At 69.6% G+C, this 24,151-nt stretch carries 25 protein-coding genes and 1 pseudogene; 18 read left to right on the top strand and 8 right to left on the bottom strand.

Features of this window, described 5'->3' with window-relative positions:
• The first annotated feature begins 48 nt into the window (after nt 1-48).
• The 7 genes and pseudogenes from ACIP6N_RS18560 (at nt 49) to ACIP6N_RS18590 (ending at nt 4,455) form a co-directional block, all read left to right on the top strand.
• Complete coding sequence (locus ACIP6N_RS18560; RefSeq protein WP_401816826.1) at nt 49-516, top strand: hypothetical protein; 468 nt, start codon at nt 49-51, stop codon at nt 514-516.
• Nucleotides 517-561: 45 nt separating this feature from the next.
• Nucleotides 562-1,023: a hypothetical protein gene (locus ACIP6N_RS18565; protein WP_401816827.1), complete on the top strand. Its 462-nt coding sequence runs from the start codon at nt 562-564 to the stop codon at nt 1,021-1,023.
• A gap of 310 nt (nt 1,024-1,333) precedes the next feature.
• A pseudogene (locus tag ACIP6N_RS18570) lies at nt 1,334-1,954 on the top strand (pyridoxal-phosphate dependent enzyme); the annotation flags it as partial.
• Nucleotides 1,955-2,174: 220 nt separating this feature from the next.
• The gene (locus tag ACIP6N_RS18575) at nt 2,175-2,540 is read left to right on the top strand and encodes a hypothetical protein (RefSeq protein WP_401816901.1); all 366 of its coding nucleotides are present in this window, start codon (nt 2,175-2,177) and stop codon (nt 2,538-2,540) included.
• Nucleotides 2,537-2,782, top strand: a complete 246-nt coding sequence (locus ACIP6N_RS18580) for a hypothetical protein (RefSeq protein ID WP_401816829.1) — start codon at nt 2,537-2,539, stop codon at nt 2,780-2,782. Before ACIP6N_RS18575 ends, ACIP6N_RS18580 begins: the two co-directional genes overlap by 4 nt.
• A 517-nt stretch (nt 2,783-3,299) precedes the next feature.
• Nucleotides 3,300-4,145, top strand: coding sequence for an oxidoreductase (locus tag ACIP6N_RS18585; RefSeq protein WP_401816830.1), 846 nt, complete (start codon nt 3,300-3,302; stop codon nt 4,143-4,145).
• Nucleotides 4,146-4,230: 85 nt separating this feature from the next.
• The gene (locus tag ACIP6N_RS18590; RefSeq protein WP_401816832.1) at nt 4,231-4,455 is read left to right on the top strand and encodes a hypothetical protein; all 225 of its coding nucleotides are present in this window, start codon (nt 4,231-4,233) and stop codon (nt 4,453-4,455) included.
• Nucleotides 4,456-4,525: 70 nt separating this feature from the next.
• On the opposite strand, the gene ACIP6N_RS18595 is transcribed toward ACIP6N_RS18590, so the two are convergent.
• Both ACIP6N_RS18595 and ACIP6N_RS18600 read right to left on the bottom strand, forming a co-directional pair.
• A complete protein-coding gene (locus ACIP6N_RS18595) occupies nt 4,526-5,308 on the bottom strand; it encodes a phosphotransferase (RefSeq protein WP_401816834.1) in 783 nt (260 codons plus the stop codon).
• 689 nt (nt 5,309-5,997) lie between these two features.
• Nucleotides 5,998-6,321, bottom strand: coding sequence for a hypothetical protein (locus ACIP6N_RS18600; protein WP_401816835.1), 324 nt, complete (start codon nt 6,319-6,321; stop codon nt 5,998-6,000).
• Nucleotides 6,322-6,605: 284 nt separating this feature from the next.
• Here ACIP6N_RS18600 and ACIP6N_RS18605 point away from each other — a divergent pair, with 284 nt between their 5' ends.
• The 3 genes from ACIP6N_RS18605 to ACIP6N_RS18615 are packed head-to-tail and all read left to right on the top strand — an operon-like array spanning nt 6,606 to nt 7,854.
• Nucleotides 6,606-7,433 (top strand): helix-turn-helix transcriptional regulator, encoded by an 828-nt coding sequence (locus tag ACIP6N_RS18605; RefSeq protein ID WP_401816836.1) that lies wholly within the window; start codon nt 6,606-6,608, stop codon nt 7,431-7,433.
• Nucleotides 7,430-7,654, top strand: coding sequence for a DUF397 domain-containing protein (locus ACIP6N_RS18610; protein WP_401816838.1), 225 nt, complete (start codon nt 7,430-7,432; stop codon nt 7,652-7,654). Before ACIP6N_RS18605 ends, ACIP6N_RS18610 begins: the two co-directional genes overlap by 4 nt.
• The gene (locus tag ACIP6N_RS18615; RefSeq protein ID WP_401816840.1) at nt 7,651-7,854 is read left to right on the top strand and encodes a DUF397 domain-containing protein; all 204 of its coding nucleotides are present in this window, start codon (nt 7,651-7,653) and stop codon (nt 7,852-7,854) included. Before ACIP6N_RS18610 ends, ACIP6N_RS18615 begins: the two co-directional genes overlap by 4 nt.
• Nucleotides 7,855-7,934: 80 nt before the next feature.
• Here ACIP6N_RS18615 and ACIP6N_RS18620 read toward each other — a convergent pair whose 3' ends face one another.
• Nucleotides 7,935-8,429 (bottom strand): hypothetical protein, encoded by a 495-nt coding sequence (locus ACIP6N_RS18620; protein ID WP_401816841.1) that lies wholly within the window; start codon nt 8,427-8,429, stop codon nt 7,935-7,937.
• Nucleotides 8,430-8,809: 380 nt separating this feature from the next.
• Between ACIP6N_RS18620 and ACIP6N_RS18625 the strand changes: the two genes are divergently transcribed.
• The 4 genes from ACIP6N_RS18625 to ACIP6N_RS18640 are packed head-to-tail and all read left to right on the top strand — an operon-like array spanning nt 8,810 to nt 13,157.
• The gene (locus ACIP6N_RS18625) at nt 8,810-11,728 is read left to right on the top strand and encodes a nitrate- and nitrite sensing domain-containing protein (RefSeq protein WP_401816842.1); all 2,919 of its coding nucleotides are present in this window, start codon (nt 8,810-8,812) and stop codon (nt 11,726-11,728) included.
• On the top strand, nt 11,725-12,165 hold the full coding sequence (locus ACIP6N_RS18630) for a roadblock/LC7 domain-containing protein (RefSeq protein ID WP_401816843.1): 441 nt from the start codon (nt 11,725-11,727) through the stop codon (nt 12,163-12,165). Before ACIP6N_RS18625 ends, ACIP6N_RS18630 begins: the two co-directional genes overlap by 4 nt.
• A 10-nt stretch (nt 12,166-12,175) precedes the next feature.
• Nucleotides 12,176-12,571 carry a DUF742 domain-containing protein gene (locus tag ACIP6N_RS18635; protein ID WP_401816844.1) on the top strand — a complete coding sequence of 132 codons (396 nt, stop codon included), beginning with the start codon at nt 12,176-12,178 and terminating at the stop codon, nt 12,569-12,571.
• On the top strand, nt 12,552-13,157 hold the full coding sequence (locus ACIP6N_RS18640; protein ID WP_401816846.1) for a GTP-binding protein: 606 nt from the start codon (nt 12,552-12,554) through the stop codon (nt 13,155-13,157). Before ACIP6N_RS18635 ends, ACIP6N_RS18640 begins: the two co-directional genes overlap by 20 nt.
• Nucleotides 13,158-13,263: 106 nt before the next feature.
• Here ACIP6N_RS18640 and ACIP6N_RS18645 read toward each other — a convergent pair whose 3' ends face one another.
• Together ACIP6N_RS18645 and ACIP6N_RS18650 are read right to left on the bottom strand one after the other, a co-directional pair.
• Nucleotides 13,264-13,647, bottom strand: a complete 384-nt coding sequence (locus ACIP6N_RS18645) for an Mpo1-like protein (protein WP_401816897.1) — start codon at nt 13,645-13,647, stop codon at nt 13,264-13,266.
• 231 nt (nt 13,648-13,878) lie between these two features.
• Complete coding sequence (locus ACIP6N_RS18650) at nt 13,879-14,721, bottom strand: M15 family metallopeptidase (RefSeq protein ID WP_401816899.1); 843 nt, start codon at nt 14,719-14,721, stop codon at nt 13,879-13,881.
• Nucleotides 14,722-14,731: 10 nt separating this feature from the next.
• Here ACIP6N_RS18650 and ACIP6N_RS18655 point away from each other — a divergent pair, with 10 nt between their 5' ends.
• The gene (locus ACIP6N_RS18655; protein WP_401816847.1) at nt 14,732-15,352 is read left to right on the top strand and encodes an NUDIX domain-containing protein; all 621 of its coding nucleotides are present in this window, start codon (nt 14,732-14,734) and stop codon (nt 15,350-15,352) included.
• A 17-nt stretch (nt 15,353-15,369) separates the two neighbouring features.
• The gene (locus ACIP6N_RS18660; RefSeq protein WP_401816849.1) at nt 15,370-15,807 is read left to right on the top strand and encodes a cytidine deaminase family protein; all 438 of its coding nucleotides are present in this window, start codon (nt 15,370-15,372) and stop codon (nt 15,805-15,807) included.
• 60 nt (nt 15,808-15,867) lie between these two features.
• Here the strand turns inward: ACIP6N_RS18660 and ACIP6N_RS18665 are convergent, their stop codons facing one another.
• Nucleotides 15,868-18,243 (bottom strand): glycoside hydrolase family 31 protein, encoded by a 2,376-nt coding sequence (locus tag ACIP6N_RS18665; protein WP_401816851.1) that lies wholly within the window; start codon nt 18,241-18,243, stop codon nt 15,868-15,870.
• 218 nt (nt 18,244-18,461) lie between these two features.
• On the opposite strand from ACIP6N_RS18665, the gene ACIP6N_RS18670 reads away from it, so the two are divergent.
• On the top strand, nt 18,462-20,438 hold the full coding sequence (locus ACIP6N_RS18670) for an acetoacetate--CoA ligase (RefSeq protein WP_401816853.1): 1,977 nt from the start codon (nt 18,462-18,464) through the stop codon (nt 20,436-20,438).
• 93 nt (nt 20,439-20,531) lie between these two features.
• Nucleotides 20,532-21,473 (top strand): hypothetical protein, encoded by a 942-nt coding sequence (locus ACIP6N_RS18675; protein ID WP_401816855.1) that lies wholly within the window; start codon nt 20,532-20,534, stop codon nt 21,471-21,473.
• Between the two features lie 64 nt (nt 21,474-21,537).
• Here the strand turns inward: ACIP6N_RS18675 and ptsP are convergent, their stop codons facing one another.
• Together ptsP and ACIP6N_RS18685 are read right to left on the bottom strand one after the other, a co-directional pair.
• Nucleotides 21,538-23,208, bottom strand: a complete 1,671-nt coding sequence (gene ptsP, locus ACIP6N_RS18680; RefSeq protein ID WP_401816856.1) for a phosphoenolpyruvate--protein phosphotransferase — start codon at nt 23,206-23,208, stop codon at nt 21,538-21,540.
• 76 nt (nt 23,209-23,284) lie between these two features.
• Nucleotides 23,285-23,734, bottom strand: a complete 450-nt coding sequence (locus ACIP6N_RS18685; RefSeq protein ID WP_401816858.1) for a PTS glucose transporter subunit IIA — start codon at nt 23,732-23,734, stop codon at nt 23,285-23,287.
• Nucleotides 23,735-24,151: the final 417 nt, after the last annotated feature.

Here is a 24,151-nt window from a genome sequence, read left to right on the forward strand (position 1 = left end):
CATGATGCCGATGGCACAACAAAGGCTTGCAAGGGGGGAGACAGCGGGATGGATATCGAGCTGTTGCCGCATGTCGGTTTGGGGGCGTTCCGGCTCGGTATGTCGTTTGACGATGCTGTCGCGGAGGCCCGGGCCTGGGGGAGCGTTCATCATTCTCCCGAGAGTGGGCGCCCGCCGGGCAAGTATGTTATCGCCAGTGAGGCGTATACCGTCCAGCTTGTGCTCATCTTTGAGCTGGAGGAGCAAGAACTGTTGACCGGTATTGAGGTGTGGCGCTTCCAGGACGAGGCTGAAGATATTGCCTTTCTCCTTGAGGGTATTGACGTCTTCCGCACGCCGGCGGACAATCTGCCGGGGATTCTGGAGGAGCGGGGGCATGAGGTGGTCGAGAGTGATTACGGATATTACGAGGTCACGGATCTCAAGCTGCGCTTCGCGAATCACAGCAGCTTCGACTACCCGGTGGACGAAGAAGGGGACCCCCTCTATTACGACTACGTTCTGATCACCGTCTAAGCCTCGATCCGCAGAGGGGCTCTGAAGATGAGATTTGGGAGCGAAATGGAACTGGAGCTGTTGCCGCACGTCGGTGTCGCGCGTTTCCGGCTGGGCATGTCGGTTGAGGAAGCGCGGGACGCGGTGCGGGATTGGGGGCTGTTCCGGACCGTGTCGAGCGACCCGGTGCCCGGGCAGATCCAGCTGTCGAACGACGAGTCCGGGCTGGGCGTCGTGCTCGGGTTTACCTCGGGAGCGTTGAGCGGCGTTGAGTTGTGGCGGTTCACGAACGAGGACGCCGACGTGCGGGTGGTGCTTGATGGGCTCGATGCCTTCCGCACGCCGAGCGAGGACCTCTTTGAGCAGCTCGCGGAGCGAGGCCACACCATCGAAGAGAACGACCCCGGCTTCGACGGGCTGCCGGAGCTGAAGGTGATCCTGGCCAACGAGAGCAGTTACGAGTACCCGATGGACGAAGAGGGGTACCTCATCTACTACGACTACGTGCTGGTCGCAAACCGGATGTGAGCGGGGCGGCGGATCCGGTACTCGTTTCCTTGGGTCCTCAGGCCTCTCCCGTAATTGACAGCCGCACGTCGACTACCTCCCCGTTGCCGAGAAGATCGCGCCCTGAGGCCGTCGCTGCGCCCGGCCCAGGAACGCCGGCGATCCGTGAACGCGCACCATCTCGTCGCCCTCCTCCGAGCCGAGGCGTGCTGGGAACGAGGCCACCTCGTCGAATGCCCCGAAGCCCACGCAGCCTGATCAAGCTCAACCGGCCTGTGGGAATGGACAATTACTCGATGGAACAGTGCCGTCGGCACTACGTTGTTGTGCTGTGCGGCAGACACGTCTCGACACAACTCGGATCCGGGCGGCTCGCCAGGTGATCGACCCGGTTTTCCTCAACTCCCCGCTGTACCGCTGGGAGGCGCTGGAGCCCGGCCTCGGGTGCGAGGTGAGCATCAAGCTCGAAACGGCGAACCCGGTCCGCAGCTTCAAGGCCCGAGGCGCCGAGGTAGTCGCGAGCCTGCTCGTCGGCAATGGCTCGCCGGCCGTGGTGTGCGCCAGCGCGGGCAACCTCGGCCAAGCCCTCGCTTGGTCCGGTCGCGGCCGGGGGCTCGACGTCATCGTGGTGGCGTCCCGCTTCGCGACAGTGGCCAAGCTTGATCGCATCCGCGCGTTGGGCGCCAGGCTGGAACTGGTCGACGGCGATCACGGGTTGGCTCGCGAGCGGGCGGCGGCCATCGCGCGGTGCCACAGCATCCGGCTGGTCGAGGACAGCCTGGACATCGAGAACTGCGAGGGCGCGGCGACCATCGGCCTGGAACTGGTGGACTCCGCGACGTCGTTCGACACCGTCCTGATCGCTCTCGGCGGCGGCGCGCTGGCCACCGGCGTGGGGCATGTGGTGAAGGCGTGCGCGCCCGATGTCGAGGTGATCTGCGTACAGCCGCTGAATGATTCGATGCCACATGACCACGCCAAGGCCGCCGCATCGCTGTTGCACCAGCTCTCAGCTAGCCGAGGAAGGTCACCACAACGGGGTGAGTCGGTGTCGTGCGACGCTGCGGGCATCGGACGTTTGAGCACCCGCGAGGGCGCGTTTGTGCCGTACGGGGTGGAGCGGTTGCGTGCGGCCGGTAGTCTCGTCCGTACGCAGAGTGAAGGAGCGGCTCATGGTGGACCCCCTGCCGTACGACCCCGAGGAAGAGGACGCTGTTCAGCGGATCCAGGCGCAGAACGCCGGGTTCGCCGAACTCGATCGCGTACCACACCTCCGCGACGTCAACGGGCCCGTCGCCGTGACCGTGCACGGTGAGCGGTATCTCGTGCCGCTCACCGTCAAAGACGTCCGGGCGACGCTCCCGGAGGAGCAGCGGGTCGCGTTCGATGAGGAGATCGCGGCCGCTCCGCCGGGGATGGTCGGCCGGCTGATCCGCCGGTGGGCCCTGGAGGTGATCCCGGGCGACGACCTCGACCGCGTTGACATCCTCCTGCGTGCCGAGCAGCAGGCTGCCGGACTCGGGTCGGCCGCCGCGTGAGCGCCTACCGGGTCGCCTTCGCACCCGTCGCAGAAGAGGCCTTGGGCAAGCTGGCCTCCCCCAGCGGCTTTCGGGCGGCGGTGGCACGCACTCTCGGGGCCAATCCCTATGGTCATGGCTCCACGTCGGTCGGCGGGGACAGAGAGCGGCGGGAGGCCGTCGTGTCCCGCGTGATCGTCCGTTACGTGATCTCGGCCGGGATCCTCACCATCACCGTCGTACGCCTCATCCCCGAACCGTAGGCATCCGATGGAAGACTTCGAATTCGAGTGCGGGCGCTGCTGGGAAACCAACGTCATTCAGGGCCACCCCAAGGGGTTTTGGACGACCACGCATTACGAGTTGCCGGGCGACTGGTCGTGCTGGTCGTGCGGTGCCCTCAATACAACTCCGGACGACTGACCAGGTTCACCATGTTCCATCGAACAGGTGACCCCCCGGGTGATTGAGGCCTGAACGGCTTCCCGGACGCTGAACCATCGGATGTCCTCGGCCCGTCCCCGGACCGTACGACGGGCCACCGGAACAGCACCGCCGGACCGGGATCCGGTCGCAGCGAAACTTTCCTGCGGCACCTCACGTCCGAGGCGCGTCTCCGACTGTGCGCGCCACATTGCTGCGTACGCCACCGGGTCGCGCCCATGGGCATTCATAACTCATAGCTATCACCACAGGTCTTGGACGCAGACCCGGTTCCTGACGAAGGATGAGACCTGTCAACGGGGTTGCACCTAATGGTTGCTCACGAGGGAGACGAAGATGGGCGAGGACGCCAAGGTCTGGCTGGTCACCGGCGCGAGCAGCGGTTTCGGTCGGGCCATCGCGGAGGCCGCGGTCGCCGCTGGTGACACGGTGATCGGCACCGCCCGGCGAACCGAGGCGCTGAACGACCTGGTTGCCGCGTACCCGCACCGTGTCGAGGCGGTCAGCCTGGACATCACCGACGGCGAACAGATCGATGCGGTGGCCGCCAACGTCCTGGCCCGCTACGGCAGGGTAGACGCGCTGGTGAACAATGCCGGCCGCACCCAGGTAGGGGCGTTCGAGGAGACCACCGACCAGGAGCTGCGCGATCTGTTCGAGCTGCACGTTTTCGGCCCCGCGCGTCTGACCCGGGCACTGCTGCCGCAGATGAGGGAGCAGGGCACAGGAGCGATCGTGAACATCAGCAGCGTCGGCGGACAACTGTCTTTCGCCGGATTCTCCGCGTACAGCGCGACCAAGGCGGCGCTGGAGCAGCTGTCGGAGGGCTTGGCCGACGAGGTGGCGCCGTTCGGTATCAAGGTGCTGATCGTGGAGCCCGGCGCGTTCCGTACAAACCTGTTCGGCAAAGGCGCGGCGTACTTCTCCGAGGAGAACCCGGCATACGCGGAGAAGGTCGGCGCGACCCGGCAAATGGTGCAGGGCGGCGACGGCAGCCAACCCGGCGACCCCGCGAAGGCCGCGACCGCGATCCTGCTGGCCCTGGACGCCGACAAGACACCGCTACGCCTTGCCCTCGGCAGCGACGCGGTCGACTCCCTGACCGCACACCTGCACTCCGTGCAGGCCGGGCTCACCGAGTGGGAAGAGGTCTCCCGGGGGACGGATCTCGACACGAACTGATGGAAAGACATCACAGCGAGGCGTATGTCTCCGCTTGTGCGCGCCACACTGTTGCGTACGTGTCGTCCTGTTGGAGGAGCGTCTCGTGGTCGCCTTCTTCGGTGAGGCGTACGTGGTCGAGGACGATGATGCGGTCGGCGCTCAGGGTGGAGCCGAGGCGGTGTGTGATGAGGATGACGGTGCGGCGGGCGCTCAGGGTGCGGATGCATTGGTAGACGGCTTCCTCGGCGAGCGGGTCGAGCGCCGAAGTGGGTTCGTCGCAAATGGGTACCGGGGCGTCGCGCCGGCCCAGGTCTGCACGTCGCCGTGATCCGCCGGAAGGCTCACATCGAGCCGTCGAGCCGTCGCGTCACCCCGCCGCAGGGTCCGGCCGGGTCGCGTCAGGCTCGGCCGAGGAGTTCCTCGCGCCGGGCCAGTGCCCACGCGCGTTCCTCCTCGATGTCCGGGATGAAGTCCTGCCGCAGGAACGCCGCCCAGGGGTCCGCGCCGAGCGGGCCCAGGCGCGCGATGCGCTCGGTCTCGTCGCGCTGCAACCGCGCCAGCGCGTCCAACACGTCGGAGGGGTCCGCGCCGTAGGCGTCGCACAGCAGCCGCAGCCGTCGTGCCAACGGGGCGCCGGTCTCGCCGTAGCCGACCTTGCGCTGACGGTCCGGAAGCCGCAACGGCGCGCTGTACCAGGCCAGTTGCGCGAGGTCGTCCAATGCGTCGCCGGGGATGGCCAGGTCCCAGTCGATGAGGCCCACCAAGCGGTCGTCCGCCCAGACCGAGTTCCAGCTCGTCAGGTCGCCGTGGCGCATGATCAGCCCGGGACGCCAGCGGGCGTCCGGGTCACACCAGACGGCCTCCGGCGAGGGGCGGAAGTCGCGTACGGCCTCGTGGTAGTCGCGCAGCCATCGTCCGAGCGCGGTGACGCCGTCGTCCGCGAGGAGAGCGCGCGGCCACGGGTACAGCCCGACCTCGCCGCGCAGCAGCGACACCACTTCGTGGCCGTCCACGGGACCGTCCCCCAGCGCGCGCGGTGCGCCGACGAATCCCACCTGTTCCAGGTGGCGCAGCAGTTCCCGCACCGACGGGGTCCAGACACGCCAGGGCCTGAGGATGGTCTCGCCTTCACGGCGTACGGTCGACAGACCGCCGCGCATTGATTCACCGTCCCGGATCATGGTGAAATCCTAGTGAGCGGTGGGATTTTGGGTCCGGGTGACCGATGGATCGGGCCGGCACCGGGGTGAAGGTGGCACTTGTGGACGGTGATCCTGCCGTACCGTCCGGCGGTGGGGCCACGCCTCAGGTGTGCCGACGGAAGACGGCGACGAACACGACGCAGGTGACCACCATGGCCCCGAGGATCACCAGACCAATGCCGAGGTGGCCGCCAGCAGTCGCGGACACCAGAGACATGAAGCCGATCCCGTCACAGGGAGCGTCGCGCCAGAAGGGTGTGGCTCCCTCCGCCCCGACGCGCTCCAACTCGGTTCGAGTGGGGCGCGTCCGGTGTGCGTCGGCGGTCACGGGTTATGCGGCCTTCGGCGGGGTGGGAACGTTACGGCCGAAGTACGGAGTTGGCGCCGTGCCCGTACGGGAGCGGCGGGAGCGGGCCACACCAGGCCTTTCTGCTGTTGCGTGTGCAGGTCGCCGATGGCGGCCAACTGTCGGCGTTCCCATGGGGTGGCCGGGCGGAGCCGCTTGAATCCCACGCGCCACACGCGTCCGGTGGGGCGCTCCAGGTCTACGTAGTCGCCCACGACGTCCCGCACTCTGCCCGGCATCTCGATGTCGCTGTCGAAGACGACCGCTCCGATCGCGATGTGACGGGGTTCGGCAAAGGCGCGGGGAATTCTGACGTCCCGCATCAGTAACCACCCCTGCGCTTCAACTTGTCTTCCCGCCGCATCTGTTCGCGGATCTTCCGCATGGTCGGGCTTTCGTCCGGGTCCGGCTGCTCGGTTTCCTGTACGGGTTCCTCACCGTCCTCGGCAGGCGTGGTGGGCGTGGCGGGCGCCTTGGCGTCGGGGCACTTCGGGCTGCCGCACTCGCACGGGGGCCAGTCGAGGACCGACCAGTGGAGGATCTCCGCACCCTCTATCCCCGGCGCGGCCTTCGGGACCCGCAGCTTGCCATCCGCTCCGAACGCCTCGCTCAGGCCGGACAAGATTCCGCGCGCTTCACTGGTCATCGGACAACCTCCGCAATCCTTTGAGGACCCGCTCCATCACTTCGTGTGTCAGTGGGGCGTATGAGCCCGGGAGTTGGGGCTCGGGCGGTATGAACAAGACGCCCCAGTGCTGAACTGTTGATCCGCGGGCGAACCGATGCCGGGCGAGGTTTGTGGTGGCCGGGGTTGCGCTGGGCATGACCCGCTCCTCTCCGTGGTCATTTCGCTACCAGGAGTTGCAGCCTGGCTCAGGATCGGGCAGTCTTCAACTTGCACCTTTTGCGCGGAGAGTTGGAAGGTGACCGTTGAACCGCAAAGAGTTGGATCCCGAGAGTTCGCCGGTAGCGGCCTTCGGAGAGCGTCTGCGCAGGTTGCGGGACGAGCGCGGCTGGACGCAGGATGACCTGGCGGAACGGATGGGTTACTCCGGGACGCATATTTCGGCTGTTGAAACTGGCCGTCGGTCCCCAACTGCCCGCTTCGCGAACACCGCTGACAAGGTGTTCGGAACCGGCGACCGGCTCGAACGCCAAGGCCGAGCCGCACGCCACACCGCGCTGCTGGAGGGGTTTCCGGAGTACGTCGCGCATGAAGTGCGTGCGGCAGAGATCAGGATCTTTGAATTGGGTATCGTCCCCGGGTTGCTCCAGACCCCGGAGTATGCCGCCGCCATCACAACGGGCGCTGTGCGGCGGGGAGCGATCACGGAGCAGCAGGCAGAGGAGCGGTTGGCTCTTCTCGCGCGGCGGCAGGCGGCCATAGGGCGGACCCCCGCACCACTGGTCCACGCCGTACTGGACGAGAGTTGCCTTCGGCGGCTGGTGGGCGGCCACAGAGTCATGGTGGCACAATTGGACCACCTTGCTGAGTTCGCCGAGCTGCCCACCACGGTCCTGCAAGTGGCTCCATACGATCTCGGTGAACGGCGGGCATTCGACCTGCCGGTGAACTTGCTGACGCTGCCCGACCGGTCAGTGATCGTCTACGCCGAGTCCGCGCAGCAAGGGCACCTGGAGCGCGATATGCGGCTCGTGCAGCCCATGTTGACGGCCTACCATCAACTACAGGCCGAATCGCTGTCGCAGGCGGCATCCGTGGCCATGATCAATCAGTTACGAAAGGGAAGTCTGTGACGACCACGACCGATTCCCCCCGCTGGTTCAAGTCCTCCTATAGCAGCAACGGCGGCAGCTGCGTTGAGGTCGCTGCCAACCTCGTCGCCTCGCGTGGCGTGGTTCCCGTCCGTGACTCCAAGAACCTGAGCGGCCCGGTCCTGAACGTCCCTGCCGGTGCGTTCGCTTCCTTCGTGGCGAGCGTCAAGGACAGCGCGCTTGGTACCGAGGGCACCTCGTGACAGAACCGCAGTTCTTCACGGCGTCGTACAGCAGCAACGGCGGCGACTGCGTCGAGGTCGCCGCCAACCTCGTCCTCACGCGCGGCATCGTCCCCGTCCGCGACTCCAAGAATCCGAGCGGCCCGGCACTGAACGTCCTCGCCGGGGCCTTCGCTTCCTTCGTGGCAGGTGTCAAGGACGGTGCGTTCCTCACCGGCTGACGTCGTGCCCCGCGCGCTTCGGTACGACGAAGCCCCGCCAACCCGAAGGGGGTTGGCGGGGCTTCGTCGCGCCAGGACCGTCACACCCCGGACAGCCTGTTCGCCGTCGTACCCCGTCGCCGTGCGCGCCCGCGCACCCCGCGTGTGCCACCCGTCCGTACGCGCGCCCCGCCGCGCAACTCGTCGCGCTGCGCCCGCCGCACCGCGCGCCTCGCCCTGCGGCGCTCCTTGCGCAACTGCCGTGCCGTGCTGCTCGGTACGGACACCACGCCGTGCCGCTGGTTCCACACCTGACGGGTGACCCATACGTCCAGCACGCTCCACGTCGCCAGCACCGTCGAGACCACGCTGCTGATCACCATGGGAAACGCCAGCCAGGAACCGGCCAGTGTGCTGAGGAACGCGACCATGGCCTGAACCAGTGTCACCGACATGATGATCACCGCTCGCACGGCTACTTTTCTGACCGGATCAGGCATCCGGTATCTCACCGCGGGCTCCTCGACCCAGAGCCCTCGCGGAACCCCCGCGAACCCGCCGGCCGACGCCCAACCACCGCGTTCATCCGTATTCATGGACCCGTCACTCCCCACCGCCGTCCCTGCCGAGGGGCTGAGCGCCTCGCGTGCGCCGCTCCACGCTCCGGCCCGCCCCGGCGCACCCCTTCGGTCCCGCCCGCCACGACGAATGATGTCGTGGAAAGATTCCTCGCCCAGGCGCAGAGCGAACATTTTCAGCCGACCGTGCGAATCGGCCAGTCGTCAACGTGCTCGCGTGCGTGCGGCTGAGGCGGAGGCATCTCGTGGGATACCACCACAACTCATGATCGGAAGTGTGCGGGAGTCGAAAAACATCCGGACACATCTTCGAGTTGGTGATCTGGCAGTAGTAGGCTCGCGCCGTTTGTTGACGATGTATCCCCCGCACGAGGCGGGGGATCGAGCTGGGGGAGGCCATGCGCTTTCGCGGGAAGTCCATCCGCCGGAAGATCGTGGCGCTGCTGCTCGTGCCGCTCGTCTCCCTCACCGCGCTCTGGGGGTTCGCCACCACGATCACGGGTGGCCAGGCCCTCAGGCTCCTCGACGTGCAGCACGTCATGGACCGGACCAGCGACCCGGTGGCGGAAACGATCCGGAGCGTTCAGGCCGAGCGCCGTCAGACCCTTGTCTATCTGTCGGATCCACGGCCCGCGGGCGCGTTCGCCACGCTCCGCGAACGCCGCGACGTCACCGACCGGGCCGTGACACGGCTCAAGGCCCGGGCCGAGGAGTCCCGAGTCCGGGACGCGATGTCGGACGACATGACGTCCCGCATGGCCACCCTCTCGGACGCGCTGAGCGGTCTTCGCCCGCTGCGCGTCTCCGTGGACGAGCACAGCGTCTCCTCGGCGACCCAGGGCTTGAACCTCTACAACCGCGTGATCGTCCCCGCGGAGAACTTCCTGGAGACCGTGCAGGGCGAGGCGGACGTGGACCTCGACAACAGGGGCCGCGCGCTGATCGGACTCGACCGTGCGCAGGAGATGGTCTCCCGCGAGGAGGCCCTCGTGAACTCCGCGCTGATAGCCGGCCGGGTCACGGCCGACGAGATCCGCGTCATCACCAGCCTGGTCGCCGGACGCGAATTCCTCTACGACACGTATACGCCGTCGATGCCGCCCGAGGCCCAGGCGGAAATCGGGAATTACTGGCGCGGTCCCGATACCGAGGCGCTGCGTGACGTGGAGAACCGTCTCATCGCGGCCGGGCCCGTCCTGAATCCGAAGACGACCACCGCGGAGCGCTGGGAGAAGATCACCGCTCCCGTCCTGCACCACCTTGCCGAGGGAAGCACGAAGGGTCACGGCCTCTTCAAGAAGCACATCGAGCCCCCCACCAGCAGCGTTCTGCTGCGCGTGCGGGTCGCCGGCGTGCTGGGGTTCGTCGCGCTGCTGGTCTCCGTGATCGTGTCCGTACGCGTCGGGCGCGACCTGATACGAGACCTGTCCCAGCTGCGCAAGGAGGCCCAGGAGGTCTCCGGCGTGCGGCTCCCGAGCGTGATACGCAGGCTCGCGGCGGGCGAGCAGGTCGACGTGGAGACCGAGGCACCGCGGCTCGAATACGAACGGGATGAGGTCGGCCAGGTCGGCCAGGCGCTCAACACCCTCCAGCGCGCCGCCGTGGAAGCGGCCGTCAAGCAGGCAGGGCTGAGGCGCGGAGTCTCCGAGGTGTTCGTGAACCTCGCGCGCCGCAACCAGGTCCTGCTGCACCGTCAGCTCACGCTCCTCGACACCATGGAGCGCCGCACGGAGGACACCGAGGAACTGGCGGACCTCTTCCGCCTCGACCACCTCACCACCCGCATGCGCCGTCACGCGGAAGGTCTGGTGATCCTCTCCGGAGCCGCCGCGTCCCGGCAGTGGCGCAAGCCCGTCCAGCTGATGGACGTCGTGCGCGCCGCCGTCGCCGAGGTCGAGGACTACGAGCGCATCGAGGTGCGCAGGCTGCCGCGCCTGGGAGTCGGCGGCCCCGCCGTCTCCGACCTCACCCACCTCATCGCCGAACTGCTCGAGAACGCGACGATGTTCTCGCCGCCGCACACCGCGGTGCACGTGCACGGCGAGCGGGTCGCCAACGGCTTCACGCTGGAGATCCACGACCGCGGTCTCGGCATGGCACCGGAGATGCTGCTCGACGCCAACCTCCGCCTGGCGGAGACGCCCGAGTTCGAACTGTCCGACACCGACAGGCTCGGCCTCTTCGTGGTCAGCCGTCTCGCGCAGCGGCAGAACGTACGGGTCTCCCTCCAGCCCTCCCCGTACGGCGGGACCACCGCCGTCATCTTCCTTCCCGCCGCCCTGCTCACCGACGCCCCGGAGACCCAGGGCGCCGGCTTCCGCCTCGACCGCAAGAAGGCGCCGGAGCGTGGACGAGGGCGCGTGGACGGCGGGGGCCGGGGCACGCTGGCTCAGGTATCGGCGGAAGCCGAGACCACCGTGATCGACGGACCCGTCGAACTCGAACCGCCCGTCGGACTTCCCGGAACGGAGGACGCGGAGATGTCCGGAGAAGACGACGACATCGTGCGGCCCGGGGACATCGACGACAAGCTGAGCAGGCGCAGCGGGATCTTCCGCGCCCGCGACCGCCTCCGCGACGCCAGCCACGACCCGTCCGACTCCGGCTCCGGCAGCTCCGACTCCCGCCACTCCGGCTCCCGCTCCGGCGGATCCGGCCACGCGGGACCGGGTCCCGACGGGACGGGCGCACGGCTGATCACCCGCGACGGCATCCGCGAAGCGCGGGACGACCGGCGCGAGTGGGCGCGCGGCGGCCCCGCCGAGCCCGCGCGGGACAGCCACGACCAGCATCAGCAGGCCTCCGACCCGGCGCGTCCGGCGGGACCCTCGCAACTGCCGCGCCGCAGGCCCCCGACACTGGTCGCGGACCGCGGCAGGAGGGTGGACGAAGAGGGCCGCGCCCACCCGGCGCAGGACGCCGACGGGACAGCGCCGGACGCTGACCGGGCAACTCAGGGTGGGGGCAGGTCGGTTCGGGACACCGAACGGTCCGCCCCGGACGCCGGGCGGACCGCGCCGCGCGGACCCTCCTCACAGGACGCGGCCCTGGCCAACGAGGCCGCGTCCGCACTCGGCGGGCTGCCCCGCCGGGTCAGGCAGGCCAGCCTCGCCCCTCAGCTGAGGGAGGGCTCGGACCGCTCCGCGGGACCCGCACCCACCGGGCGCAACGACACAGAACGTGACGCGGACGAAGTACGCAACCGCATGGCTTCGCTCCAACGCGGCTGGCAGCGCGGACGTCGGCAGAATGACGCCGACGACACCACCGGCTCCGGCGAGACACAAGGAACCACATCGGAGGGGGACGGTCGATGACCGCACCGAACGCAGCACGTAACGCCACCGACCCCGACGCACACGGAGAACTGAACTGGCTCCTCGACGAACTCGTCGACCGGGTCGCCAGCATCCGCAAGGCGCTGGTGCTCTCCGGCGACGGACTCGCCAAAGGCGCGTCCCGAGACCTGACCCGCGAGGACGGCGAGCACTTGGCGGCCGTAGCCTCCGGCTTCCACAGCCTCGCCAAAGGCGTCGGCAGGCACTTCGACGCCGGTGGCGTCCGCCAGACCGTCGTCGAACTGGAAGACGCCTTCCTCTTCATCACAGCGGCGGGCGACGGCAGTTGCCTCGCCGTCCTGTCGGACGCTGATTCCGACGTCGGGCAGGTCGCCTACGAGATGACGCTCATGGTCAAGCGGGTCGGGGCGCACCTCGCCACCGCACCGCGGACCGGTCTGCCCGCCGGAGGATGAGTGGGCCGGCATGAGTGATACGGGTGAGGATCCGCAGCACTGGTTCGACGGCGAAGCCGGACCGGTGGTGCGCCCGTACGCGATGACGCGCGGCCGTACCAGCAGCACGTCCCGTCATCAGCTCGACCTGATCGCCGTCGTCGTCCCCGAAGCGGCGGCCGACGACCCCGGACGCGATCAGACGCTCTCCCCGGAACATGTGGAGATCGTGGAACGCTGCTTCGAAACCCCCCAGTCAATCGCCGAGTTGGCGGCCGGTCTCGATCTCCCCGTAGGGGTGGTCAGGGTCCTGGTCGGCGACCTCCTCGACGACGAACTGGTCCACGTAACCCGTCCCGTTCCGCCGGCAGAACTGCCGGACGTGAACATTCTCCGCGAGGTGATCAATGGTCTTCGGGCGCTCTAGCCGCAGGCAGACGCCGGTCGATCCGGTGACGCTGAAAATCCTGGTCGCGGGCGGATTCGGGGTGGGCAAGACCACCCTGGTAGGCGCGGTGAGCGAGATAAAGCCGCTCCGTACGGAAGAGGTGCTGAGCGAGGTCGGCCGTCCCGTCGACGACGTCGACGGTGTCGAGAGGAAGACGACCACCACCGTCGCCATGGACTTCGGCAGGATCACGCTGCGCGAGGACCTGGTGCTGTACGTCTTCGGCACGCCGGGCCAGGACCGCTTCTGGTTCCTCTGGGACGAACTGGCCCAGGGAGCCCTGGGAGCGATCGTCCTGGCGGACACCCGGCGTCTCGCCGACTCCTTCGCGGCGGTCGACTACTTCGAACGGCGCGGCATCCCGTTCTGCGTCGCCGTCAACTGCTTCGAAGGCGCCGAGCGTTTCCCGGGCGAGACCGTACGCTCCGCGCTCGACCTCGACGAAGAGGTCCCGCTGGTGATGTGCGACGCGCGCGAGCGCGAGTCCGTCAAGGAAGTTCTGGTGTCGGTGGTCGAGCACGCCATGAAGCGGGCGGCGGCGAAGCGCGAGCACGCCGTCAACTGACAGGCGGGTCGCGGCACATCGGTACGGAACACGGCCCGTACCCCCACCGACGGGGGTACGGGCCGTGTGTCTGCGGCGGTCCGGGCACGGCGGCCCGGACCGCGCCTCAGCGCGGGTGCTCCGCGAGCCACTTGGCGGCGGTATCCGCCAACTCCCGGTCCCGGCCCGCCAGCATCATCCGGATCATCTCCACATCGCCCCGCAGCGACCAGGCCGGATGACCGAAGGAAGCGGGATTGTTCTTCTCGATCAGGAAATGGGCGGGCCACGCCGTCCCGTAGCCGATCAGCGGCAGCGCCGCGAGATACCGCTTGCGGCCGCGCGCCAGCCCGTACGCGCTGATCGCGAGCCCGGTGAGTGTGCCGGTCAGATGGATCCAGCGGGTCGCGGCCCGGGAGTGCATCGCGACGTAGTACGGCCAGAACTCCTCGTACGACTCGAATGCCGGCGGCTCGGTCGGCTGTGGCTCGGATGCCTGTGGCTCGGACAACTGCGACTCGGATGCCTGCGACTCGGACGGCAGGGGCCCGGTGGACGGGGACACTGACGCCTGTTTCGCGGTCGGCCGTTCAGGTGGTTGCTGCGCCATAGGGGCACCGTAGCCGCTCGGAGGAGAACCGGGAACGGGTGCGCGAGCGTCTGTGTGGCAGAGACGGGTGGCCGGAGCCCACGGGGGTGGTCCCGGCCGCCCGTCCTCGAAGCCTCCCGGGCGCGCGGCCCGTCAGTGTCCCGTGACCGAGCGCCGGGCGACCGGGAAGTCGAAGTAGCTGTCCGGGAAGGTCTCCGGTGTGTACGTGAAGTGCCACCATTCCTCAGGCAGGTTGGTGAATCCGACATCGGCCAGCGTCTTCTTCAGGAACTGCCGGTTAGCCCGCTGAACGCCCTGGATCCGGGGATCGTCGGTGTGCGCCAGCGTGTCGAAACAGTCGAAGCCGGTGCCCATGTCCACGGAATTGTCCGGGAAACGCTCGGACTTCGGCCCGTAGCACGGCGCGAGCCGCTGGCCGGGCACGTACGGCGGCGTCGGCAGCGCGGGCAGCTTCACGATCGTCAGATCCACCGTACTGCCCCTGCTGTGCCCGGACTTCTCCGCGATATAACCGTCCTCGAACAGCCGTGACTTGTCGACCCGGGGATAGAACTCGGGCTTCATCACCTCGTCCTGGAGATCCTTGGCCCACCGTACGAAGTGGTCGACGGCCCGCTGAGGCCGGTAGCAGTCGTACACCTTGAGCGAGTAGCCCTGCCGCAGCAGTGTCGCCTGGGCACGGCGCAGGGCCAGGGCTGTGGGACGGGTGACGATGCACAGCGGCTGCTGATAGCCGTCCACCGGTTCGCCCATGAAGTCGTGCGGCGTGATGTAGCGCATCTCCTGGATGATCGTCGGCGCCACCGTCCGCAGCGCCACGAACTCCTGCGGCGCGCGGGGCTCCGGGGCGGCGTGGGCGGCGGGAGCGGTGACGGTGACGGCGAGGAGCGCGGCGGCGGTGGCGGCGGACGCGCGGAGCAGGGAGCCGAGGCGGGCCGCGGGTTGTGTCGTGCGGCGCGTCGCGGGTCCAGTCATGAGTCGTGTCATGAACACACCGTCTACCACTCTTCGGGTGGCGGCGAATCCGGCGGCGGGAATTCCGGACGGCCGAAGAGAACGCAAGAGATACAGTCCGTGCGTGTCCGAGCCCCGTAAGAAGCCCGTTCCCCACTCGCACTGCGACAGCTGCGGTACGCCCTACACGGTGTCCGCGTCCTGGCCCCGCACCTGCGCGGCCTGCGGTGCCACCGCCTACCTCAACCCCCTGCCGGTGGGCGTCGCCCTGCTGCCCGTGACCGACGAGCAGGGCACCGCCCTCGTGGTCATCACCCGCACCATCGAGCCACAGCGCGGCGGTGTCGCGCTTCCAGGCGGCTTCGTCGACCACACCGAGGACTGGCGGCACGCGGTCGTACGGGAGTTGCACGAGGAGACCGGGATCGAGGCACGCGCCGAGGACGTACGGCTGGCCGACGCGCTCAGCTCACCCGACGGTCATCTGCTGCTCTTCGGCCTGCTGCCGGAGCGCCCGGCCGGCCAACTGCCCGTCTCCGAGCCCACCGACGAGACCGAGGGCTGGCATCTCCTGCGCGCGCCCGCCGAGTTGACGTTTCCATTGCACACCGAAGCGGTACGTGCCTGGTTCGCGGGCCGTTACACCGACTGACCGACAAGGAAGCGCTGATGACCGAGCTGAGCCACGACGCACTCATCGCCCACGCCGACGACCTGCTGAACCCGCACGCCGTCGGCGGCCGGCTCTTCGGCAACGTCGCGAGCACCCTCCTCACCGAGGACGGCAACCTCCACGGAGGCGTGTGCGTCGACACCGGCTGCGGCACGGGGTTCTGCGCCGAACACGCCGCGATCGCCGCCATGGTCACGGCCGGTGAGTACCGCATAGCCAAGATCGTCGCGGTCTGGCGAAGCGACGAAGGAGCGCTGCACGTCCTGCCCCCGTGCGGTCGCTGCCGGGAGTTCATCCGGCAGCTGGACCCGGCCAACATCGACACGGAAGTCGTCCTCGGGCGCCACGAGTCAGCCACACTCCGGGAGTTGCTGCCGTTCCACGCCTGGCCGGAGCCGCTGGACTGGCCGGGCCGGCCCGACGCGCGCGGCTGACCGGCTGATCCCGGCGCGGACCTCATGCGCCTCACGTCGCCGCACGCGCACCGGTGCGGGTCAGCGTCCGGCACCCCGTACCCGTACCGGCCACCCCGGCTCCACCGAGCGGCCGGCCGTCACCCGCGTCACCCGGACCTCGCCGTCCGCGAGCCGTGACGTGTACCGCTCGACCTCCGCATGCTCCCAGCCGTCACCCGGATCCCTGACCACCAGGCCGCCACCGGTACGCCCGGCCGCCGGGGCCCACGCCTCCAGTTCGAGGCCGCCGTCCTCGCCGCGGACCGGAATCACCGCACCCGCCCTGGCGAGCACCGGAATCCGCGACAGCGGCGCGTCCAGCACCACCGGCCCGGGGCCCTCGTACGCCGTCTCCGTGAGCGTGTCGTACCACCGCCCGCGCGGCAGCCGCACCGCACGCCTCTCCGCCCCGCGCTCCAGTACCGGCGCGACCAGCAGCGCGTCACCCAGCAGGAACGAGTCCTCGCAGTCACGCAGCGACCTGTCCTCGGGAGCGCCCCACCACAGCGGACGCGCGTACGGCGCCCCCGTCAGCCGCGCCAACTGCGCCAGCGTCACCAAGTACGGCCGCAGCCGCTCCCGTTCGACCAGCGCGGTCCGCGCGTGTCCGAGTACGTCGCCGCCGAACTCCCAGGGCTCCCCGGGGCCCGCGCCGGTCCTCGCGTGCGTACGGAACAGCGGGAGATAAGAGGCCAGTTGGCACCACCGCAGATACAGCTCCGGCGAAAGAGCGCCGTCGCAGCCGCCCACGTCGGGACCCGAGTACGGCACCCCGCACAGACCGAGCCCCAGCACCAGCGCCAGTGCGGCCCGCAGCGCCGGCCAGCCCTCCGGCACCCCGCCCGACCAGGCACCGCCGTACCGCTGCGAACCGGCCCAGCCGGAGCGCGCGAGGACGAACGGCCGCTCTTCGGGGCGCAGTTGGCGTAGTCCCTCGAACCCGGCTCTCGCCATCGCGAGACCGTACACATTGTGGGCCTCACGGTGATCGCCGCCGCGCCCGTCCAGCCGGTGCCTGGCCGAGCGCGGCAGCGTCGAGGCGCCGAACGGCGCGAACGCCACGGGCTCGTTGGCATCGTGCCAGACCCCCGCGAAGCCCCGCGCGAGACGCTCCTCGTACAGACCGCCCCACCACGCGCGCACCGCCGGATCGGTGAAGTCCGGATAGGCGTACTCCCCGGACCGCGATGCCCCGCGGGTCCGACCCCTGTGCGTCTGACGCCCGCGCACCTCATGGCCCCGCACATCGCGTACGAAGGCGTCGGCGGCCTGTCCTTCGGCGTAGACCGCGTTCCCCGGCTCCGCCCGTACCGCGGGACCGACGGCCGAGACCAGCCGGATCCCGTCCGTGCACAACTCCCCCGCCAGCTCCGGAAGATCGGTGAAACCGTCCCGGCCGGCCGTCGGCGCGTCCTGATGACCGGTGCCCAGATGCAGCCCCGACAGCGGCAGCCCGTGCTCCCGGTAACCGGCAACGGTCCGCCGCACCTCACGCACACCGCCGGAACCCGACCGGGCGTGCTGCGGGCCGAGAGCCCAGGACGGCGGTGGCGTCGGCGCACCCGTGAGCGCCGTCCAGCCGTGCAGCACGCGCGCCGGCGTACCGACCACCACCCAGCAGCGCAGCGGGCCGCCGTCCATCCGCAACTCGGCCGTACCGGGCCGGTCGTGCCCCGAGCCCTCACCCTCCTCGCCCTCCCGGAGGGTCAACCCGCCGTCCCACGCGTTGTCGTGGAAAGCCAGATGCGTACCCGCGTCCGCCACCACCACCTGCACCGGCATCGTCAGACTCGGCGCGTCGCCGATGGCCCCGGACCCCTTGCCGGGATCGCTGTTCCACAACCGGTACGTGCCGTCCCGCAGCCTCAACCCGCCCGCACGCCCGCCCAGACCGAAGAACCGCGCGTCGGCGGGCACCTGGCTGCGCTGCACCCAGCGCGCGCGACCGCCCGCGACCGGCTCCCACCAGCGCGGCGGCAGCTCCCGGCGCAGCACGACCCCGCCCGGCGTACGCACCTCGACCGCGCCGTGCCGGGACACCGCCACCGTCACCCGCTCCGACACCACCCGCCAGCCGCCGTCCGTGTCGGGCTCAAGGCAGGCCCGCGGATCCGGCTCGGGCGGCGCGCCGTCCAGCGCGTACGACGGCAGCGGCTCCGCGCCGTCCCACCCCCAGAAGACCGCGCCGTTCACCGTCACGCACAGCCGCAGCCGCGCACGCGCGAACCGTACGGTGCCCCCGCCGGGCAGCGGTTCCGCCCCACTCACAGGACCGGGCACCCGGGCGCGCTCAGGACCCCGCCGCGCCGGCTCCCCGGCGTCGGCGCGCCGCTGCCGCCAGGCCGACCGCGCGGCGCGGAACCCCTGTATCGAGCCGACCACTCTCATCGAACGCACCAGTTCACGACCGTCCATGCTGCTCAGCCTGCCATCCGGCCCAGGCTACGCGGGCTCCGTTCAGCTCCCGTTCACCTCCCCCGGACCCCCCTCACACGCTGCCGGTCACCGGCGCCGGTGCCTGGTGCGAACGACGATCACATGGCATCGTCCGTGTCAGCCGCGTCACGCGCACACCCCGCACGTGCGCGCGACCGCACGCACACGACGCGTCGAGCCAGCACGGGAGCCGCCCCATGACCGCAGCAGCCAGCCCCGCCCTCCTCTGGCAGCCGGGCCCGGAGCGCATCGCCGCCGCGAGCGTCACCCGCTTCCAGGCCTGGGCGGCCGAACGGTACGACGCCCCGGCCGAAGGCGGCTACGCGGCGCTGCACCGCTGGTCGGTCGACCACCTCGACACGTTCTGGGCCGCGATCGCCGACTGGTTCGGCGTCCGCTTCTCCACCCCGTACGAACGGGTACTCGGCGCACGCGCCATGCCCGGCGCCGAGTGGTTCCCCGGCGCCACCCTCAACTACGCGGAACACGCCCTGCGCAGCGCCGAGGACCCGGCCCGCGCACACGAACCGGCGCTCCTGCACGTGGACGAGACGGCCGAGACCACCCCCGTCAGCTGGACCGAACTGCGCCGCCAAGTGGGCTCACTGGCCGAGCAGTTGCGCGCCCTCGGCGTGCGCCCGGGCGACCGCGTCAGCGGGTATCTCCCCAACATCCCGCAGGCCGTCACCGCCCTCCTCGCCACCGCGGCCGTCGGCGCCGTCTGGACGTCCTGCGCCCCCGACTTCGGGGCCCGCAGCGTCCTGGACCGCTTCCAACAGGTCGAGCCGGTCGTGCTGTTCACCGTCGACGGCTACCGCTACGGCGGCAAGGAACACGACCGTACGGAGACCGTCGCGGAACTCCGCCGCGAACTGCCCACCCTGCGCGCCGTCGTCCACATCCCGCTCCTCGGCACCCCGGCACCGGAAGGCGCGCTCGACTGGTCCGCCCTCACCGCCGCGGACACCGAGCCGGTCTTCGAACAGGTCCCCTTCGCCCACCCGTTGTGGGTCCTCTACTCCTCCGGCACGACCGGCCTGCCCAAAGCCATCGTCCAGTCCCAGGGCGGCATCCTGCTGGAGCACTTCAAACAGCTCGGCCTGCACTGCGACCTCACCCCGGAGGACCGGTTCTTCTGGTACACCTCCACCGGCTGGATGATGTGGAACTTCCTCGTCTCCGGCCTGCTCACCGGCGCGACGGTCGTGTTGTACGACGGCAGCCCCGGCTACCCCGCCGTCGACGCCCAGTGGGGCATCGTGGAGCGCACCGGCACCACCTTCTTCGGCACCTCGGCGGCGTATGTGATGGCCTGCCGCAAGGCGGACGCGCACCCCGCGCGCGACCACGACATCTCCCGCGTGCAGTGCGTCGCCACCACGGGATCACCCCTGCCGCCGGACGGTTTCAGCTGGCTCCACGACGAGGTGGCCGACGACCTCTGGATCGCCTCGGTCAGCGGTGGCACGGACGTCTGCAGCTGCTTCGCGGGCGCCGTCCCCACGCTCCCCGTCCACCTCGGCGAACTCCAGGCCGCCTGCCTCGGCACCAGCCTCCAGGCATGGAACGCGCAGGGCGAGCCCGTCGTCGGCGAGGTTGGCGAACTCGTCGTCACCGCCCCGATGCCGTCCATGCCGATCCGCTTCTGGAACGACCCGGACGGCAGCCGCTACCGCGACAGCTACTTCGAGATGTTCCCCGGAGTCTGGCGGCACGGCGACTGGATCACCCTCACCGACCGGGGCTCCGTCGTCATCCACGGCCGTTCCGACTCGACGCTCAACCGGCAGGGCGTCCGCATGGGATCCGCCGACATCTACGAGGCGGTCGAACGGCTCCCCGAAATCCGCGAATCCCTTGTCATCGGCCTGGAGGAACCGGACGGCGGCTACTGGATGCCACTCTTCGTCCACCTCGCGGAAGGCGCCGCGCTCGACGACACCCTGCGCGCACGCGTCACGCAGACCATCCGGCAGCAGCTCTCGCCGCGCCATGTCCCCGACGAGATCATCGCCGTGCCCGCCATCCCGCACACCCTGACCGGCAAGCGCCTCGAAGTCCCGGTCAAACGCCTCCTCCAGGGCGCCGCACTCGACACGGCGGTCAACACAGGCTCCGTCGACCACCCGGAACTGCTCAGCTTCTACGTGCGCCTGGCGCGCGAGCGCCACTGATCCGACGGGGGAGGGCCGCGCCGCCCAGGACCCCGTTGTCAGACCCCGTGGTTACGGTGAGTGAGCATTGATCGACAGCGCTCAGGGGGAATCATGGCGCACACCGACCACAGCGGGCAGGCTGATCACCACGGGCGGCCCGATGACACCGAGGCGATCCGGCGCAGACTGCGCCGCGAAGTCCCGAGCACCGTGGGCCTGCTGGCCGACGAACGGGACTTCGCCGCCATGCGGCACTACCGCTCCTTCACCTTCGACAACCACGACACCTACCTGCGGCAGCTCGAAGGGCTGCTGAGATCGCTCGCCGACGAGGGGACTCACACCTCCGTCGTCCTCTTCGACCCCGAGGAGTTCGCCGAATACTGCGCGGAAGCCGGGCTCGACCCCGACACCGCGGCCAGCCGCAGCCGCTTCACGGCCGGCATCGCCACCAGCGGTGCCGTCATCAGATACACGGGTCAGCCGATCGACAGCCTCGTCCCGCTGCTCATCGACGCCACCGCACGCCAGGCGACCTGGGAATACGCGACGACCCTCCTCGCCGATCTCGACGAATGCGCCGACTGCGGGCAGGACATCGGACGCGCCGCCTTCGAGCGCGCCTCCCACCTCCTGCTGCGCCTCCTCGAAGCGGCGGGTCCCGGCACACACCACCTGGTGTGCAGCGTCCCCGCCGTGGAAGAACACCTGCTCGCCGCGCTCCACACCGAACGGACCAGGGGAGTGCCCGCACTACTCGACTCGCCCCAGGCCGCGGAGTTCGCCACCGTGCTCGCCGCGGGCATCGCGCTGGAGAGCACCGGCGGACTGGTACTGCGCACCACAGAACCCGGCCTCCCCGACCGGCTGCACGGTTGGCGGCTGCATCAGGGGCGGCTCGATCCGCTGAGCGCGGGCGAGGTCTTCAACGCCTACTGCACGGACGCGGACACCGGGGAGCCGCTTTCCCCGGAGTCAGGCGTGGACTACCGCGCGGGCTTCGACCTCGGCGTCGACGACCCGGGAACACACGACGCGGGAACGCACCACTGACGCCGGAAGGGGCCTCCCGCCGGACGGCGGAAGGCCCCTTCACGCGCTGTGCGCGCCTATACGGTCACGAGCCGGAAAGCGCGGCCCGCGCAGCCGTCCTGGCACCTTCCGCGGTGTCCTCGGCCCGCGCGGCGGCAGCGGCACGTTCGCACTGCGCCAGCGTGTACTTCGCCAACTCCGCCCGCACATAAGGAATCGAAGCCGCGCCCATGGACAACGACGTCACACCGAGACCGGTCAGCACACAGGCGAGCAGCGGATCGGAGGCAGCCTCACCACACACACCACAGCTCTTGCCCTCGGCCTTCGCCCCGTCCGCCGACGAAGCCACCAGGTCGAGCAGCGCGGGCTGCCACGGATCCTGCAGCCGCGAGACGGCGCCCACCTGACGGTCGGCGGCGAAGGCGTACTGGGCGAGGTCGTTGGTCCCCAGCGAAAGGAACTCGACCTCCTGAAGAATCGACCGCGGCCGCAGCGCGGCGGACGGAATCTCCACCATCGCGCCGACCTTCGCCTCAAGACCCGCCTCACGGCAGGCGTCGGCGAACGCCTTCGCGTCCGTGCGGTCGGCCACCATCGGCGCCATGACTTCCAGGTAACCGGACTGCCCGTGCGCTGCCTTGGCCAGCGCGGTCAGCTGCGTCCGCAGCACCTCAGGGTGGTCGAGCAGAGTCCGCAGACCCCGAACACCCAGCGCGGGGTTCGGCTCGTCGGCCGGTGTCAGGAACTCCAGCGGCTTGTCGGCGCCTGCGTCCAGCACCCGTACGACCACGCGGCCCTCGGGGAACGCCTCCAGCACCGCGCGGTACGCCTCGACCTGCTTCTCCTCCGACGGCGCCCGCTTGCTGTCGTCCAGGAAGAGGAACTCGGTGCGGAACAGACCGACGCCCTCGGCGCCCACCGCGAGAGCGGCCGGCACATCCGCAGGACCGCCGATGTTCGCGAGCAGCGGCACCTTGTGCCCGTCCGACGTCGAGCCGGGCCCGGAGGACCCGGCCAGCGCGGCCTCACGCTCCGCCGCGGCGGCCTCCAGCTCCGCGCGCTTCTCCGCGCTCGGCTCGACGAACACCTCGCCGGTACCGCCGTCCACCGCGACGACGGTGCCCTCGGCCAGCGTGCCGGCGTTCGGCAGCGCCACCACGGCGGGCACCCCGAGCGCACGCGCCAGGATCGCGCTGTGACTCGTCGGGCCGCCCTCCTCGGTCACGAAGCCGAGCACCAGGGCCGGATCGAGCAACGCCGTGTCGGCGGGCGCGAGATCACGGGCGATCAGTACGTACGGCGTGTCGCTGTCCGGCACGCCGGGCATCGGAACGCCCATCAGCCGCGCGACGATGCGGTTCCGCACGTCGTCCAGGTCGGCGACCCGTCCCGCCATGTACTCACCGGCACCCGCGAGCAGCGTCCGGTACGAGGCGAACGCGTCGTACACGCCGCGCTCGGCCGTGCTGCCGCCGTCGATGCGCCGCTCGACGTCGGCCATCAGCTCAGGGTCCTGAGCCATCATGGCCTGCGCTTCGAGCACGGCCTGCGCCTCGCCCCCGGCCAGGTCGCCGCGCGTGTTCAAGTCCGCGGCGACCTCCTCGACGGCCTGGCGGGCGCGCTCCCGCTCGCGCTCCGACTCTTCCTCCGGGATCTGCCCGGCCGACGGCTCGAGCACGGCGGTCCCCATGTGGCGGACCTCGCCGACCGCCACACCGTGGCTGACGCCGACGCCTCGCAGCGTTGTCTCCATCTCACCCGTCTCCGCTTGTGCGGCGATCCGTCCGCCGCGAATGAATGTGCTCCTGGTGCTGGTCCGTGGTGACGGCTTACTGCCAGCCGAAGAGGGTGTCCCCGGCCTTGACGTCGCCGTCCTCACGGACCTCGGAGAGCGAGTCCGCCGTGGCTTCGAGCGCCACGATCGGGCACACCGGGGACTTGCCGGCCGCCTCGACGGCCGCGGGGTCCCAGCGCACGACGCTCTGACCGCGCGTGACGGTGTCGCCCTTGTTCACGAGCAGTTCGAAACCCTCACCGTTCAGCTGCACCGTGTCGATCCCCAGGTGCGTGAGCACTCCGTGACCGTCGGCGTCGACCACGACAAAGGCGTGCGGGTGAAGAGAGACCACGATGCCGTCGACCGGGGAAACGGCCTCCGACGGCTCACGTACGGGGTCGATGGCCGTGCCTGGGCCCACCATCGCGCCGGAGAAGACCGGGTCGGGAACGGCGGCAAGGCCGATCACGCGTCCGGGCAGTGGAGCTGTCACGTTGGTCATGGGAGCCTCCCAAGGGGCGGAGTTACGGGCCCCGTCACTGCCTGTGATGGGACGGCGTGCTGTTCAGAAGCGTAAGTCATAAGAAGTGACGGTTCCGCACCAGAGCTGCCGGTTGGCAGGCGTAGGGACGCACCGGAACGATTTGCCTGAGCCAGTGGGCGAGATGTAGTGTCGTACACCTGCTTCACCCCAGTACGACTTCAAGTCGGGGGTGAGCGGCAACTAACAAGCCTCGATTTGATCCTGGTCCGTGGTTCCGCATGTTTGCGAGACGGTGGTCAGGGAAGAGGAAAAGGCCTGCTAGAGTTTGAAACACGAAATGCCGAAGGGAAAGCCCGGAGGGGCCCGAGAGGGAACCGAAGGAAGCGTCCGTTCCTTGAGAACTCAACAGCGTGCCAAAAATCAACGCCAGATATG

It is taken from the genome of Streptomyces sp. NPDC088725 (assembly GCF_044751305.1).
GTDB lineage: Bacteria > Actinomycetota > Actinomycetes > Streptomycetales > Streptomycetaceae > Streptomyces.

Excerpts from the sequence above, each read along its gene's own strand:
- ACIP6N_RS18565 (WP_401816827.1), top strand. The coding sequence starts at position 562 with ATGGAACTGGAGCTGTTGCCGCACGTCGGTGTCGCGCGTTTCCGGCTG.
- ACIP6N_RS18560 (WP_401816826.1), top strand. The coding sequence starts at position 49 with ATGGATATCGAGCTGTTGCCGCATGTCGGTTTGGGGGCGTTCCGGCTC.
- ACIP6N_RS18660 (WP_401816849.1), top strand. The coding sequence starts at position 15,370 with ATGACCGAGCTGAGCCACGACGCACTCATCGCCCACGCCGACGACCTG.
- ACIP6N_RS18625 (WP_401816842.1), top strand. The coding sequence starts at position 8,810 with ATGCGCTTTCGCGGGAAGTCCATCCGCCGGAAGATCGTGGCGCTGCTG.
- ACIP6N_RS18575 (WP_401816901.1), top strand. The coding sequence starts at position 2,175 with ATGGTGGACCCCCTGCCGTACGACCCCGAGGAAGAGGACGCTGTTCAG.
- ptsP (WP_401816856.1), bottom strand. The coding sequence starts at position 23,208 with ATGGAGACAACGCTGCGAGGCGTCGGCGTCAGCCACGGTGTGGCGGTC.
- ACIP6N_RS18655 (WP_401816847.1), top strand. The coding sequence starts at position 14,732 with ATGAACACACCGTCTACCACTCTTCGGGTGGCGGCGAATCCGGCGGCG.
- ACIP6N_RS18620 (WP_401816841.1), bottom strand. The coding sequence starts at position 8,429 with ATGAATACGGATGAACGCGGTGGTTGGGCGTCGGCCGGCGGGTTCGCG.
- ACIP6N_RS18685 (WP_401816858.1), bottom strand. The coding sequence starts at position 23,734 with ATGACCAACGTGACAGCTCCACTGCCCGGACGCGTGATCGGCCTTGCC.
- ACIP6N_RS18630 (WP_401816843.1), top strand. The coding sequence starts at position 11,725 with ATGACCGCACCGAACGCAGCACGTAACGCCACCGACCCCGACGCACAC.
- ACIP6N_RS18585 (WP_401816830.1), top strand. The coding sequence starts at position 3,300 with ATGGGCGAGGACGCCAAGGTCTGGCTGGTCACCGGCGCGAGCAGCGGT.
- ACIP6N_RS18670 (WP_401816853.1), top strand. The coding sequence starts at position 18,462 with ATGACCGCAGCAGCCAGCCCCGCCCTCCTCTGGCAGCCGGGCCCGGAG.
- ACIP6N_RS18595 (WP_401816834.1), bottom strand. The coding sequence starts at position 5,308 with ATGATCCGGGACGGTGAATCAATGCGCGGCGGTCTGTCGACCGTACGC.
- ACIP6N_RS18665 (WP_401816851.1), bottom strand. The coding sequence starts at position 18,243 with ATGGACGGTCGTGAACTGGTGCGTTCGATGAGAGTGGTCGGCTCGATA.
- ACIP6N_RS18635 (WP_401816844.1), top strand. The coding sequence starts at position 12,176 with ATGAGTGATACGGGTGAGGATCCGCAGCACTGGTTCGACGGCGAAGCC.
- ACIP6N_RS18650 (WP_401816899.1), bottom strand. The coding sequence starts at position 14,721 with ATGACTGGACCCGCGACGCGCCGCACGACACAACCCGCGGCCCGCCTC.
- ACIP6N_RS18675 (WP_401816855.1), top strand. The coding sequence starts at position 20,532 with ATGGCGCACACCGACCACAGCGGGCAGGCTGATCACCACGGGCGGCCC.
- ACIP6N_RS18600 (WP_401816835.1), bottom strand. The coding sequence starts at position 6,321 with ATGACCAGTGAAGCGCGCGGAATCTTGTCCGGCCTGAGCGAGGCGTTC.
- ACIP6N_RS18640 (WP_401816846.1), top strand. The coding sequence starts at position 12,552 with ATGGTCTTCGGGCGCTCTAGCCGCAGGCAGACGCCGGTCGATCCGGTG.